The sequence below is a fragment of the Nonomuraea sp. bgisy101 genome, assembly GCF_057708945.1.
In genome coordinates, this window is record NZ_JBYITD010000022.1 from 125663 (window position 1) to 139859 (window position 14197).

At 72.2% G+C, this 14197-nt stretch carries 16 protein-coding genes; 7 read left to right on the forward strand and 9 right to left on the reverse strand.

Annotated features, from left to right (window positions below):
- The first annotated feature begins 20 nt into the window (after positions 1 to 20).
- Positions 21 to 650 carry a hypothetical protein gene (locus AC3EO4_RS35280; protein ID WP_379578651.1) on the forward strand — a complete coding sequence of 210 codons (630 nt, stop codon included), beginning with the start codon at positions 21 to 23 and terminating at the stop codon, positions 648 to 650.
- 5 nt (positions 651 to 655) lie between these two features.
- On the opposite strand, the gene AC3EO4_RS35285 is transcribed toward AC3EO4_RS35280, so the two are convergent.
- Both AC3EO4_RS35285 and AC3EO4_RS35290 read right to left on the reverse strand, forming a co-directional pair.
- Complete coding sequence (locus AC3EO4_RS35285; protein ID WP_379578618.1) at positions 656 to 955, reverse strand: hypothetical protein; 300 nt, start codon at positions 953 to 955, stop codon at positions 656 to 658.
- Positions 956 to 965: 10 nt separating this feature from the next.
- Positions 966 to 1856 (reverse strand): NmrA family NAD(P)-binding protein, encoded by an 891-nt coding sequence (locus AC3EO4_RS35290; RefSeq protein ID WP_431899734.1) that lies wholly within the window; start codon positions 1854 to 1856, stop codon positions 966 to 968.
- An 80-nt stretch (positions 1857 to 1936) separates the two neighbouring features.
- Between AC3EO4_RS35290 and AC3EO4_RS35295 the strand changes: the two genes are divergently transcribed.
- Together AC3EO4_RS35295 and AC3EO4_RS35300 are read left to right on the forward strand one after the other, a co-directional pair.
- Complete coding sequence (locus AC3EO4_RS35295; protein WP_431899736.1) at positions 1937 to 2494, forward strand: TetR/AcrR family transcriptional regulator; 558 nt, start codon at positions 1937 to 1939, stop codon at positions 2492 to 2494.
- A complete protein-coding gene (locus tag AC3EO4_RS35300; protein WP_379578612.1) occupies positions 2491 to 2997 on the forward strand; it encodes an AAA family ATPase in 507 nt (168 codons plus the stop codon). The genes AC3EO4_RS35295 and AC3EO4_RS35300 overlap by 4 nt, the downstream gene beginning before the upstream one ends.
- 60 nt (positions 2998 to 3057) lie before the next feature.
- Here AC3EO4_RS35300 and AC3EO4_RS35305 read toward each other — a convergent pair whose 3' ends face one another.
- Both AC3EO4_RS35305 and AC3EO4_RS35310 read right to left on the reverse strand, forming a co-directional pair.
- The gene (locus AC3EO4_RS35305; RefSeq protein ID WP_379578610.1) at positions 3058 to 4224 is read right to left on the reverse strand and encodes a low temperature requirement protein A; all 1167 of its coding nucleotides are present in this window, start codon (positions 4222 to 4224) and stop codon (positions 3058 to 3060) included.
- A 285-nt stretch (positions 4225 to 4509) separates the two neighbouring features.
- Entirely contained in the window at positions 4510 to 5391 is an 882-nt protein-coding gene (locus AC3EO4_RS35310) for an SDR family oxidoreductase (RefSeq protein WP_431899737.1), read from the reverse strand.
- Between the two features lie 62 nt (positions 5392 to 5453).
- Here AC3EO4_RS35310 and AC3EO4_RS35315 point away from each other — a divergent pair, with 62 nt between their 5' ends.
- Entirely contained in the window at positions 5454 to 6410 is a 957-nt protein-coding gene (locus AC3EO4_RS35315; protein WP_431899738.1) for a helix-turn-helix transcriptional regulator, read from the forward strand.
- A gap of 115 nt (positions 6411 to 6525) precedes the next feature.
- Positions 6526 to 7401, forward strand: a complete 876-nt coding sequence (locus AC3EO4_RS35320; protein ID WP_431899740.1) for a TIGR03619 family F420-dependent LLM class oxidoreductase — start codon at positions 6526 to 6528, stop codon at positions 7399 to 7401.
- Between the two features lie 143 nt (positions 7402 to 7544).
- Here AC3EO4_RS35320 and AC3EO4_RS35325 read toward each other — a convergent pair whose 3' ends face one another.
- A complete protein-coding gene (locus AC3EO4_RS35325) occupies positions 7545 to 7694 on the reverse strand; it encodes a hypothetical protein (protein ID WP_431899742.1) in 150 nt (49 codons plus the stop codon).
- Positions 7695 to 7769: 75 nt separating this feature from the next.
- Here AC3EO4_RS35325 and AC3EO4_RS35330 point away from each other — a divergent pair, with 75 nt between their 5' ends.
- A complete protein-coding gene (locus AC3EO4_RS35330; protein WP_431899744.1) occupies positions 7770 to 8588 on the forward strand; it encodes an alpha/beta fold hydrolase in 819 nt (272 codons plus the stop codon).
- Here AC3EO4_RS35330 and AC3EO4_RS35335 read toward each other — a convergent pair.
- The 4 genes from AC3EO4_RS35335 to AC3EO4_RS35350 form a co-directional block, all read right to left on the reverse strand.
- Entirely contained in the window at positions 8554 to 9255 is a 702-nt protein-coding gene (locus AC3EO4_RS35335; RefSeq protein WP_431899745.1) for a hypothetical protein, read from the reverse strand. The genes AC3EO4_RS35330 and AC3EO4_RS35335 overlap by 35 nt on opposite strands.
- Entirely contained in the window at positions 9252 to 10112 is an 861-nt protein-coding gene (locus AC3EO4_RS35340; protein ID WP_379578596.1) for an ATP-binding cassette domain-containing protein, read from the reverse strand. Before AC3EO4_RS35340 ends, AC3EO4_RS35335 begins: the two co-directional genes overlap by 4 nt.
- Positions 10109 to 10462, reverse strand: a complete 354-nt coding sequence (locus AC3EO4_RS35345; protein ID WP_379578594.1) for a GntR family transcriptional regulator — start codon at positions 10460 to 10462, stop codon at positions 10109 to 10111. Before AC3EO4_RS35345 ends, AC3EO4_RS35340 begins: the two co-directional genes overlap by 4 nt.
- An 81-nt stretch (positions 10463 to 10543) precedes the next feature.
- Positions 10544 to 13051, reverse strand: coding sequence for a helix-turn-helix transcriptional regulator (locus tag AC3EO4_RS35350; protein WP_431899747.1), 2508 nt, complete (start codon positions 13049 to 13051; stop codon positions 10544 to 10546).
- A 66-nt stretch (positions 13052 to 13117) separates the two neighbouring features.
- Here AC3EO4_RS35350 and AC3EO4_RS35355 point away from each other — a divergent pair, with 66 nt between their 5' ends.
- On the forward strand, positions 13118 to 14140 hold the full coding sequence (locus AC3EO4_RS35355; RefSeq protein ID WP_431899749.1) for a phosphotransferase: 1023 nt from the start codon (positions 13118 to 13120) through the stop codon (positions 14138 to 14140).
- The last annotated feature ends 57 nt before the right edge of the window (positions 14141 to 14197 follow it).

The following is a 14197-nucleotide window of genomic DNA, read 5'->3' on the forward strand; positions in this document are numbered from 1 at the left end:
GTGCCTAGGGTAGTGGTGTGCTGACTCTCGACGAGGCCGTGAACCTCACCCGCACCGGCGACCTCTGGGTGTTCAGGGGACGTTCGGTGCCCGACCGGGCGATCCAGACGGTGACCAACAGCCCGGTCAACCACGTGGGCATGTCCATCGTCATCGAGGACATGCCGCCGATGATGTGGCACGCCGAGCTCGGCAAGTCTCTGCTCGACCTGTGGTCGGGCACCCACCAGCGCGGGGTGCAGCTGCACGACCTGCGCGAGGCGGTCACCGTGTGGGGCCAGAGGTACGGCCAGCGCGGCTGGCTACGGCAGCTCGAGCCCATGGCCACCGGCGAGATGGAGGACGCGGCCCTGCGCACGGTCGCCAGGCTCGACGGCACGCCGTTCCCCTCGACCGCGCGCCTGGCGGGGCGGTGGCTGCGCGGCAGGGTTCCGCGCCTCCGGCGTGAGGTGGGGGAGCGGACGCTGGAGCGCGCCTACTGCGCCGAGGTCGTCGCCGTCACCTACGAGGAGATGGGCCTGCTCTCCCCCGGACGCAGGCCCAACTGGTACGACCCTGGAAGGTTCTGGAGCGGTGACGACCTCGACCTGCGGATGGGCCGGAAGCTGGGCGGCGAGATCTCCGTGGCCGTGCCGCTCGCCCAGGGCTGACGCGGCTACCCGGCCAGCTCCCACACCGACTCGAACGCCTCCCGGCTGATCTCCGTCAGCTCCCAGATCTCCAGCGCCTGGTCGGTGAGGAAGCCGTGCTCGTCCTGCAGGTGGCGCCACCAGTAGCGGTGGACCGAGCGGTCGGCGCCGATCTCGACCTGCCTGATCGCCCAGTGCTCGCCGTCGCCCTCGACGCTCTCGAACAGCCACACCCCGCCGTCCTCGTCGTCGGCCCTCCAGTGGTGTCGGGCCAGGTCGGACTCGGCGAGCTGCCTGATGACGGGCTCACGTAGATCTGGAAGCACGCGCCCCACTCTAGGAGGCGCGACCGACACTTCCGCCGGCCGCAAGGGCCCGGAACGCGGCCGCCCCTTCACGCTCCATCCACGTCGCGAAGTCCATCAGGCCGGGGTGAAGCCTCCTGAGCATGGGCACGTCCGCGCTCCATCCCGCGAAGGATCCCGTCAGGTCGGGCTCGTAGCCGCCGAGCCGTTCGCGCAGCTCGGCGGGCAGCGGGTCGGTGTCGATCGGCACGCCCACCACCTCGCGGACCGCCGCGACCAGGCTGTCGCGCGGCAGTTCGTCGCCCGCGAGCTCGATCTCCCTGCCCACGTAGGCGTCGGGGTCGCCGAAGGCGAGCCCGGCGAACGCCCCGATGTCGGCCACGGCGATCAGCTGGACCGTCATCCCCCGCGGGATGATCCTGACCAGCGCGGTCTCGCCGAAGACGCCGAAGCGCGGGTCGAGGTGGTTCGACATGAACTGCACGGGCCGCAGGATCGTGTACGGCACGCCGCTCGCGCGCACGTGTCGCTCGATGTCCAGCTTGGGCGCCCACGGCCGGACGGTGGGGGCGCGATGGAGCGCGCCGACCGAGGTGTAGACGAGGTGCTTCACGCCCGCCTGGCGCGCGGCGTCGGCCACGTTGACGCCGAGCCGTACCTCCTCGTGGTCGAAGTCGAGCGAGCCCGCGGTGGGCTGGACGCTGAAGACGCCGTAGGCGCCCTCGGCGGCGGCGTCGAGCGCGGCCCTGTCGCCCATGTCGCCCCTGACGAGCTCGGCCCCCGCGGCTTCGAGCTCCCGCGCGGCCGCCGCCGAGGGGTCGCGCACGAGCGCCCGCACCCGCCAGCCGTCGGCCAGCAGCCGGTGGGTGGTCGCGCCGCCCTGCTTTCCTGTCGCGCCTGTGACCAGCACGATCCGTGTCATCTGCGTCTCCCGTGACTAGGATGTGGAGCAGTGCTCCGATAATAGGCGGAGCACTGCTCCGCTTGTCAATGGGAGGACGCATGGCCGAGGTGGCCCGCGCCGACGCGCGGCGCAACTACGAACACCTGCTGGGCGTGGCCCGTGAGGTGTTCGCCGAGCAGGGCACGGACGCCTCGCTGCGCGAGGTCGCCCGCCGCGCCGGCGTGGGCATCGGCACCCTCTACCGGCACTTCCCCACGCGGGAGGCGCTGCTGGAGGCGCTGACCCGCGCGGGCTTCGAGGCCCTGCGCGAGCGGGCCGACGAGCTGCTGACCGCCGACGCTCCGCGCCAGGCCCTGCTCGACTGGCTGCGCGTGTTCGCCGTCCGCTCGACCACCTACCGGGGGCTGCCCGAATCCGTGATGGCCGCGCTCCGCCAGGAGGGCTCGGAACTGCACGCGTCCTGCGAGGCCATGCGTACGGCGGGCGGCAGGCTGCTGGCCAGGGCGCAGCAGGCGGGAGAGGTGCGCCCCGAGGTCACCGGCGCCGAGCTGCTGGCCCTCGTCGCCGGCATCGCGTGGGCGGTCGAACAGTCGCCGGGCCGCGACGACCTCATGGACCGCCTGCTGGCCCTGGCCGCCAACGGCTTCCTCCCGTGACGGCGTCCACGCGGCTCGTCGTCCTTCGCGGCAACTCGGGCTCGGGCAAGACGACCGCCGCCCGAGCGCTCCGCGCCGCCTACGGCAGGCGCGGGCTGGCCGTCGTCGGCCAGGACGTCGTCCGCCGCGACATCCTGCGCGAGCACGACAGGCCCGACGGCGTGAACATCGGCCTCATCGACACGATCACCCGGTACTCGCTGGAGCACGGGCACCACGTCGTCCTCGAAGGCATCCTCGCGGCGGACCGCTACGCGCCCATGCTGGCGGCGCTGGAGCGCGACCACGCGGGGCGGGCGGAGTTCTTCTACCTGGACGTTCCGCTCGAAGAGACCCTCCGGCGGCATGCCACCAGGCCGCAGTGCGCGGAGTTCGGCGAGGAGCTGATGAGGGAGTGGTACGTCGAGCGGGACCTGCTGCCCGACACGGACGAGCGGATCATCGACCAGGACAGCTCGCTCGACGACACCGTCGACCTGTTGATGGGCGCGCTGCTCGCCTGATCCGGTGCTCGCCGATTCGCCGATTCGCCGATTCGACGGCTCCTCGGAGAACGGCAGGCGTCAGGGGCGGCGGGGACGCTCCAGCAGGGCGTCGGTCGCCGCCACCGCGCCCACGACCAGCGTGGCCACGATCCCGAGGGCCAGCGGCGGCATCAGCGACGGTGCGAGGATCACCAGCACCCCGACCGCGGCCAGCACCGCGACCCCGGCGATCCGGTTGAGCGACAGGTCGCCGAACACGGCCCGCTTGAACAGCGCGTGCCCCACCAGGAACAGCGCGGGCCCGCCGAGCACGGTCAGCGCGGTGCCCAGCGAGATCTCGCCGGTCGGGTGCGCGATCGCCAGCTCGTCGCCGACCGCGGTGATGATGATCCCCATGACCATCGGGATGTGGATGTAGGTGTAGGCCGACCTGCCCAGCCGTGCCGGGTCGTCCGACTCGGCGATCGCCTCGGCGGCGGCCTCCGCCGTACGGTCGAAGTAGACCCACCACATCGCCACGCTGCCCAGGAAGGCGATCACGAACGCGGCCACCGTCGCCGCCGTCAGGTGGTCGTTGTCGGCCAGAGTCAGCCCGGTGACCAGCACGGACTCGCCGAGCGCGATGATCACGAAGAGCTGGCAGCGCTCGGCCATGTGCGCGCCGTCGATCGTCCAGTCGGTGGTCGAGACCCTGCCGGCGTACGGCGTGCGGTAGCCCGCCCACGGCCCGCCGTACTCCACCAGCAGCGCGGCGATCCACAGCACCGCCTGGGCCGTGCCGCCGAGGACGGCGCCGGTGATCCACAGTGCGGCGCTCGCGACGTGCCAGACCAGGATCAACCGGAAGGTGCGCCCGATCGGGAAGGTCCGCGTCGCGACGGCCACCGCCATCGCCCGCCCGACCTGGATGGCGACGTACGCGCCCGCGAACCACAGCGCCCGATCACCGAACGCCTGGGGCAGCGCCGCCGACATGACCAGGCCTGCCAGCATCATCCCTGTCAGCGTCAGCCGCAGCACGGGATGGTCGGGATTGCCCAGGTTGGTGGTCCACGTGGCGTACATCCACGCCCACCACACCGCCAGCGTGAGCAGCAGCGTCTGCGCGGCTCCCGCCACGTCGAGATGGGCGAGGAGCAGGTGGGACAGCTGAGTGATGGCGAACACGTAGACGAGATCGAAGAAGAGCTCGATGGGCACGACCTTGGCGGTCTCGCCGCGAGGCCGAAGAATCTCCGCTGCCATTGGCTTCCTTCCCCCTGTGCCCGCGAGAACCCGTGGACCCGCTGCGACCCTGCGTACCGATTCGTCATAGTAGGGCCCGTCACACCCCGACGATCACGTCTGCTGCGGATGGTTCGGGGGAATTGCCCGCATGATCACTCGGCGGCCACGATGGTGCCATGATCGCCCGCGACCTTGAACCAGCGGGAAGACCGGCAGCGGTGACCCGCAGGAGGCGAGGCCCGCACCGGGTGGATCGAGCCGGACCCCTGGGGTCGGCGGGACGCCCAGGGAGATCGGCGACGATCAGCGGAAGTCCGCGACGTGGTCGCGGGCCCATTCGGCGTAGCTGCGTGGGGGGCGTCCGGTGACCTGCTCCACGTCCGGCCAGACCCGCATGAGCGCCGACCAGTCCTGGTCGGCGTAGCCGTCGGCGCCCTTGGCGGCATCACCGCCGTACTCGACGAAGCCCAGCATGAGGTCGGCCGACTCGGCGGCGAACCCTCCCTGCGCCTTCATCAGCTCACGGGCGAGCTCGCGGGTGACCTCCTCGTAGCGAACCGGTTCGCCGAGCGCGTCGCCGATGGCCGCCACCTGCTCGCGAATGGTAACCAAGCCGGGCCCGGTCAAGGTGTACGCCCTGCCGTGATGACCGTCCTCCAGCAGCGCGGCGACCGCGACGGCGGCGATGTCGGCCTCGTGGACGAGGTTCATCGGCTCGTCCGCGAACGGGTAGCGGACCACGCGCTCAGCCCGGATGGAGGGTGCCCAGATCTGCAGCATGTTCGTCATGAACCCGCACGGCCGTACGTGCGTCCATTCCAGCCCGGACTCCTCGACCGCCCGCTCCACCGGGTTGGTGTGCAGACCGGCGGTCACCGACGCCGCCGACAGCACCACGATGCGCCGTACTCCCGCCTGCGCGGCCAGCGCGACGACCTCGCGCGCGCTCTCCTCCACCGAGAACAGGTACACGCGTTCCACGCCTTCCAGCGCGGCGGCCACGCTCGCGGGTGCGGTGAGGTCGCCCTCGACGACCTCCACCTGGGGCGGCAGGTTGGCCTCCGCGGGGTTGCGGGTCAGCGCCCGCACGTCGGCGCCCGCCCTCACGAGCCGGTCAACCACGTGGCGGCCGACGATCCCCGTCGCCCCGGTCACCAGGATCCTCATCTGCGTTCCTTCGTTCATGGAAGCAACGCTAGAGACAATTCATGTCACTTCCTGACCGGAATATGCGGGAACCTGGAATCATGGCGAACACGAGCGCGCGCATGCTGCGGCTGCTGTCCCTGCTGCAGAACCACCGGTACTGGCCCGGCCTGGAACTGGCCGATCGGCTCGCAGTGAGCGAGCGCACCCTGCGCCGCGACATCGACCGGCTACGGGAGCTGGGTTACCCGGTCGACGCCAACCGCGGCGTCGCCGGCGGCTACCAGCTCCGATCCGGTACGGCGATGCCGCCCCTGCTGCTCGACGATGAGGAGGCCGTCGCCATCGCGGTCAGCCTTCGCACCGCCGCCGGCGGCACCGTCGAGGGCATCGAGGAGACCTCGCTGCGCGCCCTGACCAAGGTCGTCCAGGTGATGCCGCCCCACCTGCGCCGCCGTGTGGACGCCGTACGGGACTCCACCGTCGCCGTGCCGACGGACGGCCCTCAGATCGACGCCGCCACGCTCACCGTGATCGCCCAGGCGTGCCGCGACGACGAACGGCTCACCTTCACCTACGCCGGCCCGTCCGGCGAGCCGGCCACCCGGCTGGTCGAGCCGCACCGGCTCGTCTCACTCAAACGCCGCTGGTATCTGGTCGCCTTCGACCTTGATCGCGCGGACTGGCGCGTCTTCCGCCTCGACCGCCTTACCGACCCGGCCGCCACCGGAGCCCGCTTCCGCCCTCGCGACCTGCCCGCCGCCGACGCCGCCGCCTTCGTCCAGGACCGGCTCGGCTCCCGCCCCACCCGGCACGACATCACCGTCCTCCTCCACGCTCCGGCCGGAGTGGTCGAGCAGGTCGCCGCCGTCACCGGCGGCCGGGTCGAGCCCGTCGACGACCGCTCCTGCCACCTGCGGCTGCAGGTGGACGCCTTCGACTGGCCGGTGCTCATCCTCGCCGCGGTGGGCGCGGAATTCGACGTCATCCATCCCCCCGCGTTCCGCCACTACCTTCGCGAGGTGGGCGGGCTCTTCCTCCGCGCCGGCGCGGCCTAGCCGGCCCTCCGCTCGAGTCGGTGCGATGAGCCCCGAAGCGGTTGGCGGGCGTGGGGGTTCCCGGGGCTCTCACAGGTTGCCTTGACGCTGGCGTCAACGTTTTAGCGTGGCCGCCATGAAGTTCGGGATCAGGTACAGCACGCCGTATCACGGGGTCGACCCAGACAAGCTCGCCGCCTACGCCCAGCACGCCGAGGAAAGCGGCTTCGAGTCCCTGTACGTGCCGGAGCACATCGTGCTCTACCCCGGCGCGACCATCGGCTCCTTCGCCATGCCGCCGTCGCTGCCGTACGGTGATCCTCTCGACTGCCTGGGCTTCGCCGCCGCGCACACGAGCCGGATCCTGCTGGGCACGGGCGTGCTGCTGCTGCCGTACCACCACCCCGTGACGCTCGCCAAACGCCTGGCCACCATCGACGTGCTGTCGAAGGGGCGGATGCGGCTGCTGACGGTGGGGCTGGGGGCGCTGCCCGGTGAGGCCCAGGCGGTGGGCGTCGACTACGCCACCCGCGGCCGCAGGGCCGACGAGGCGATCGACGTGCTGCGGCTGCTCTGGGAGGGCGGCGAGGAGGGCGTCGGCTACGCAGGGGAGTTCTTCGCCTTCGAGAACCTGAGCAGCTTCCCGAAGCCTTACGGGGTCACGCGCCTGCCCATCCACGTCGGCGGGTCGAGCCGGGCGGCCGCGCGCCGCGCCGGGCTGCGCGGCGACGGGTACTTCCCCGGCGGCGCGCTCCACGCCGACGAGCGGGCCGTTCAGCTGGACATCGCCAGGAAGGCCGCCGTGGAGGCGGGGCGCGATCCGGAGGCGCTGGAGTACACCCGGTCCGCGTCGATGGACATCTCCGCCGAGCAGGTCGCGGCCCTCGCCGAGCAGGGCGTGACCCGTATCGTCGTCAGCTCCGGCGCCACGGAACCGGCCGAGCAGCGCGACCAGATGTCCGCCTTCGCCGAGCGCCTCATGGGCCGGGCGGCAGCAGGCTCCAGTTCTTGAGGTGGCGAAGGCGCGGCCGGGTGCGGCAGGTCAGCCGCTCGGCTCGGGCACGGCCCGCTGTCTGGGCATGGCAGTAAGCCGCTCGCCCGGTCGGGTGCGGGCGAGGGCTCAGGTTGCCGGTCCTCCGTCCGGTCCGGCCGGCCTCAATGCCGGCGCAGGCGCAGCCGGTCCAGGAACCGTCGCGCCTTGGCCTGGTTCTGCGGGTCGTTGGCCATGCGCTTGGCCTTCTCGATCGTCTGCTTGCCTTGCGGGCTGCGCAGGTACGCGCGCAGCTTGTCCATGAGCGTGGTCATGGGCGTCCCCTACCCACGATGCCTCCACATTCGCCTCTCGCCCCCTGCGTAGAGTGTCCGGCGATGTGGACCACGATGACTCTTGAGCATGACGGCGTTCGGCTGGTCTGCCGCGACAGCGGAGGATCGGGGCCCGCCGTCCTGTTGCTTCACGGCCTGGCGGGGCAGTCCCGCGAGTGGGAACCGCTCGGCGAGCGCATCGGCGGCCGCTACCGGCTTCTGGCTCTGGACCAGCGCGGACACGGCGACAGCGAGCCGCGGCCTGGCGACACCTCCAGGGCCGCCTTCGTCGCCGACGCCGTCGAAGCGATCCGAGCGCTCGACGTCGCGCCGGTGATCCTCGCAGGGCAGTCGCTCGGCGGGGTCACCGCCATCCAGACCGCCGCCGCGCACCCTGACCTCGTCGCCGCGCTCCTGCTGGTCGAGGCGGGCGCCGCACCGGGCGAGACCGGACTGCCCGGCCAGATCGACGGCTGGCTCGGCTCGTGGCCCGTCCCCTTCGCCACCCGGGGGGACGCGGCGGGATTCTTCGGCGGCGGGCCGGTGGGCGAGGGATGGGCCGCAGGGCTGGTCTCCACGCCGGACGGCCTGCGCCCGCCGTTCGACCCCGAGGTCATCGTGAACGTCATCGCCGACCACGTGCATCGCTCGAACTGGGAGGCGTGGGCGCGCATCACCTGCCCGGCGACCGTCGTCCTCGGCGAGCAGGGCATCCTGCCCGCGGGGGAGGTGGCCGAGATGCGGCGCCTCCGCCCGGACGCCCGGTTCGTCACCGTGCCCCAGGCCGGGCACGATCTCCATCTGGACCACCCCGCCGCGGTGGCGGGCGAGCTCGATGAGCTCGCCCGGCGGCTGCTCGTCACACGTTGTTCCGCAACGGGACGTCGCGGATGATCAGCCAGGTGAGGCCCAGTCCGACGGCGAAGGTGGCCAGCCCCGCGGTGAGCGCGAGCCCCACCGACTCCTGGAGGTCGAAGCCGAGCTTGAAGGTGATGAACGGCAGCGGCATCTTGTCGCCGATCGCGCTCTGCGCGAACAGGATCATGACGATGCCGACGGGTACGGCCAGCAGCCCCCCGCCCTGCCACCGGTAGAACGCGGCCGAGACGAAGGCGCCGGTCACGAGCCAGGCGAGGAACATCACCGTGTACTCGACGAAGATCAGCGGAACCTGGGTGGGGGCGGTGAAGAGGTGGGCGTGGTCGAGCGCCCAGGTCCAGCCCGTCACGCCATACAGCACGGATTCCAGCAGGAAGCTGATCACCAGCAGGACGGACAGGAACGGGGCGAAGATCGCGAGGGTGACCGCCGCCTGGAAGCCGAACTGGCGGCGGCTCTGCCCGTGGGCGATGAACAGCGGCAGGAACTCGGTGACCAGGGCGACGCCGGCGAACAGCGCGTACCAGCGGGTCAGCTGGACGGCCTTCTCCCACACGCTCTCGTCGAGGTCGCCCCAGACGGCGATGCCGACGGTGACCAGCGTGATGACCACGAAGTAGGCCAGCCAAGCGAAGCCCGCGACCCACATGTTGGCGCAGAGGAGGCGGCTGGGGAATCTCATGAGGCCGGGCCTCCCGTCAGGTGGATGAACAGCTCCTGCATCGCGATGGGGCCCGTCTCCAGACCCGCCCTGCGGGCCTCCGCGTGGTCGAGCCTGCCGTAGACCATGGCGGAGCTGGTGGGGCCGAGCTTCTTGGTGCCGAGGACGGTGAGGTCCCTGGTGAAGGACTCGACCTGCTCGGTAGGCCCGGTGACGGAGGTGCCCATGGACACCAGCTCGTCGGCGGGGGAGTGGACGACGAGGCGGCCCCTGTCGATGATCACGACCTCCTCGAACAGGGCGCTGACCTCCTCGATGAGGTGAGTGGACAGGATCATGGTGCGCGGGTGCGCCATGAAGTCGGCCAGCAGCGCGTCGTAGAAGGCCTGCCTGGAAGGGGCGTCCATGCCGAGGTAGGACTCGTCGAACATGGTCAGCGGAGCGCGCGAGGCGAGCCCCACGACCACGCCGACGGCCGAGCGCTGGCCCTTGGACATGGTCTTGACGTTCTTCTTGGGGTCGAGCTCGAACAGGTCGATGAGCTCCTTCGCGTAGGCGGCGTCCCATCGGGGGCGCAGGTCCTCGGCGAAGTACAGGGCGTCCTCCACGGTGCCCAGGTCGATCGTCTCCCCCGCGTCGCGGATCAGCGAGATCTCCCTGGTGGTCGCGGTGTTCTCGAAGATGGGGCGGCCGTCGGCCAGGGCGCTGCCCCCGCTCTGCCTGCGGAAGCCCGCCAGGACCGACAGCAGGCTCGTCTTCCCCGCGCCGTTGCGGCCGAGCAGCCCGTAGATCTTGCCGCCGTCGAGCGCGAGCGACAGCCCCTCGATGGCCGTGACCTCGCCGTAGCTCACGCGGAGGTTCTCGACGTCGATCCTCATCGGCTGTTCCTGATGCGGTCGATCACGTCGTCGAGCGCGATGCCGATGGCCTTGGCCTCGGCCACCATCGGGTCGACCACCTCGCTGAAGAAGCCCTCCCTGCGCTCCGCGCGGAGCGTGTCCCGGGCGGCAGGGCTGACGAACATCCCGATACCTCGTTTCTTGTAGAGGACGCCTTCGTCGACCAGCTGCTGGAACGCCTTCTGCGCGGTGGCGGGGTTGATCCGGTAGAAGGCGGCGTACTGGTTGGTCGACATGACCTGCTCGTCTCCCTTCAGCGCCCCGCTCATGACCTCGGCCTTGATGCGGTCCGCGATCTGCCGGTAGATGGGGCTCCGGTCGTCGAACATGGCTTCTCGCTTCGTTGGTTCGTTACTCCTGTAATGAACCATAGAAGTCATGCCGGGGCGCGTCAACATCGCGGGAAGGGCTCAGCCCAGCAGGTCCGCCAGCGCCGCGCGGTCGCTGACGCCGGTCTTCTCGTAGACCGCGTAGAGGGTGTTGGCGACCGTCCTGATCGACACCACCAGGCGGGCCGCGATCTCCCTGTTGGTCAGGCCCTGGGCGGCGAGCAGGGCGACCTCGCGCTGGCGAGGGGTCAGGTCGGGCACGTCCAGATCGAGCAGCGCGGGGGTGCGGGCGCCCTGGCAGCGCCGCGCGAGCGCCCACGCCCTGGTCTCCGCCGCCCTGGCCGCGCGGGTCAGCCCCTCATGGCGGTGGCGGCGGGCGGCCTGGGCGGCCGCCTCGGCGGCGTGGACGATCAGGCCGAGCCGCTCGAAGCCGGCGGAGACGGCGTCCAGGTCGGGCCCGGTGCGGGCGGCGGCGTGCTCGGCGAACAACGCGACCAGCGGGCCCTCGCCCGTCAGGCGGGCGGCGACCTGCGCCGGCCGGCCGAGCCGTACGACGTCGTGGAGGAGGAAAGGCACCTGGGCGGGCAGCGCCCGCTCGGCCGCGGCGAGCGCGGTCGAGACGGCGCCGGAGATGTCGCCGCGGGCGGCCAGCGTCCACACCTTCGCCTGCTCCACGGGGACGACGACGGGAGGGCCGAGCGGCAGCCCTCTGCGCTCGGCCAGCGCGATCGCCTCTTCCGCCGCCTCGACCTCGCCGAGCATCGCGTGGGCGTGGGCCAGTTCGCCCAGGCACAGGCCCGCCCACACGCTGCGCTCGGGCAGGCGGGCGATCGCCTCCCTGCACCAGCCCAGCGCGTCGGTGATGCTGCCGCGCAGCCTGAGCGCCTGCGCCTTGCGGGTGCCGAAGTAAATGATCGCCTTGGCCCACGCTCCGAATTCGCCGTCGAGGCCACGCCCCTGCTCGGCGTAGCGTTCGGCCGCGGCCAGGTCACCCAGGAAGAGCGCGGCCTCCGAGGCGGCCTCCAGGATCGCCGCCCTGAGGCTCGGCAGCGCGTTCGGCGCGCGGTCGAGCGCCGCCTCGGTGCGGGCGACCGTCTCCAGGCACTCGGTCGCCCTGCCCTCGGCGGCCAGGATGACGGCTTCGGTCGTGCCGGACGCCAGCACGTTGCGCGGATGCGTGGAGGGCCCCATCGCGGCCGCGGCCCGCAGCGACGCCCTCGCCGCCTCCAGGTCGCCGGCGAACACCTCCAGCGAGGACCTGGTGCTGCGGGCGCCCTGTCGCGCGTCGGCGTCGGTGATCGAGCGGTCGATCGCCGTCATCAGTTCCAGCGCCTCCTCGACCCTGCCCAGCCCCCAGAACAGGTTGAACGCCCTGGTGGTCGCGCAGTCGGTGCGGGAGGAGTCCTCACGGGCCAGCGCGGAGGCGGCGGCGAACGCCTCCTCCGACTCTGCGTAGCGGTCGGCGTAGAACAGGATGCTGCCCAGCGCGAGCCTGGCCCGGAAGCCGTCGCCCGCCGCGCGGGCCAGGCGCTCGGCCAGCTCCAGGTCACGGACCATCCTGGCCAGGTCGCAGGCGGCGAGCAGCAGCTCGGGGTCGCTGGCCGCGCCGCTGTCGAGCCGCCACACCGCCACGCGCAGCACGTCCTCGCGGCGGCGCAGGCCCGACGCCGCCACGGCGTCGGCCAGCTTGCGCAGGAGCTTGCGGGCGCGCAGGGTGCCGCAGCCGTGCCTGATCACCTCGCCGTAGAGCGGGTGGCCGAGCCGTACCTGCAGGCGGCGGCCCTCCAGCTCGACCGTCACGAGCTGGCGGTCCTCCAAGCGCTCGACCGCGGCGGCCGAGGCGAGCGACGAGAGCAGATCGGCGCCGAGCGGCTCGCCGTAGGCCAGCAGCTCCAGGACCTCGCGCTCGTCGGGCGTCAGCTCGCCGACGCGCCCCGCGATCGTGTCCCGCAGCGACGGCGTGATCGACAGCGGCCCCCGCCAGCGCCACACGCCGCCGCTGTCGGCGAGCATGCCGGCCAGCACCAGTTCGCGCAGGTAGAGGGCGTTGCCCCGGCTCGCGTGCCACAGCCGCGTCACCGTGCCCGGCTCCACCCTGCCGCCCAGCGCCCGTTCGAGGACCCGCCCGGTCTCCTCCACCGTCAGCGGCGCCAGCTCCATGCGCGGCAGCAGGTCGTCCTTCCACAGCGCCCGCACGGCGTCGGGCACGGGCGTCTCCGTGCGTAAGGTCGCGATCACCCTGGTACGGCCGCGCGCCACCAGGTGGTGGACGAGCGCGGCGGAGGCGGCGTCGAGCAGGTGCGCGTCGTCCACGACCAGGACGGGCGCGCGCACGGCGTCGGCCGCCCAGCCGAGCGGGTTGCCCGCGGGCGGCGTGGAGGGCAGCAGCGGGCCGAAGGCGCCCAGCGGCAGCTCGGCCGCCGCGGCCGTGGCCCGCACCCACGCCACGTCGTCGAGACCACCCACGGCCTGCGCCACCAGGCGGCTCTTGCCCACCCCCGGAGCGCCCACGACGACCAGGCCGGCGCCGGCTGACCTGATCTCGGCCAACTCCGCCGCCCGGCCTGCGAAGGGCCACGAACCTGCCACGCTGGAAGCGTATTTGAGTAGCCCTTACTCATGCGAGGAGATCGCGAGAGGGAGCAAGGTCGAGGCATGGACATCAGGGCCCTGGTACGGCGCAGCCTCGGCGACCCGCTCGCCGAGATCGCCGAGCAGCGCAGCGAGCCCGTGGCCCCGCACGGGTTCGGCGCGCTGTCCACCACCTCGCTGCGCAGGCTCCACGGCACCACGACGGCGGGCGTGCCGTGGTCCTTCTTCGTCAAGTCGATCGAGTCGCCGCAACGGCGTCCCGGGTTCGAGGACAAGGCCGCGCACTTCCCGTGGCGGGTCGACCTCGACACCTACATGGCGGGCTTCGCGCTGCCGGAGGGCATGCGCCTGCCCCGCCTGCACCACGTGGAGGACCTGGGCGACGACCGCTACGTGATGTGGCTGGAGGACGTGCGGACCGCCGACGCGGCATGGGACCTCGACAGGTACAGGTCCGCGGCCAGGCTGCTGGGGGAGCTGGCCGCCATGCATCCGGCGGCGGGGCCGAACGAGGGGCTGCGCCACTTCCTCGCCGGGCCCGTCGAGCACCTGTTCCTGCCCGCGCTGCGCGACCCCGGCCTCTGGCGGCATCCGCTCGTCGCCGCGCACGCCGACCCGCTGCTGCGCTCCGACCTGCTGGCGCTCGCCGCGCGGATCGACTCCCTGGTGGATGCGGTCGCCGGGCTGCCGCACACGCTTTCGCACGGCGACGCCTGCCCTGCCAACCTGCTCGTTCCCGCCGACGGCTCCGCGCGGTTCGTGGCGATCGACTGGAGCTGGCCCTGGGCGACCTGCGCGGGCTTCGACCTCGGACAGCTCCTGGTCGGCAGAGCCCACACGGGAGAGCTCTCGCCCGGGGACCTGCCCGCCGTCCACGAGGCGATCGAGACGGCCTACGCCGAGGGGTCGGGCTTCTCCGCCGACGAGGTGGCGCTCGGCTACGCCGCCACGCTGGTGCTGTGCAGCGCGTGGACGGCCCTGCCGTTCGAGCGTCTCGGCGACGAGCCGACGCCCGAGCTGCACGAGCTCTTCCGCCGGCGCGCGGGGCTCGCCAGGTTCGTCGCCGACGTCGGCCGCGGTCTCTGACGTGGGTCGATTCGCGGGTATCGGCGGTCCATGATCTGGGGCTCCCTTTCGGTGATA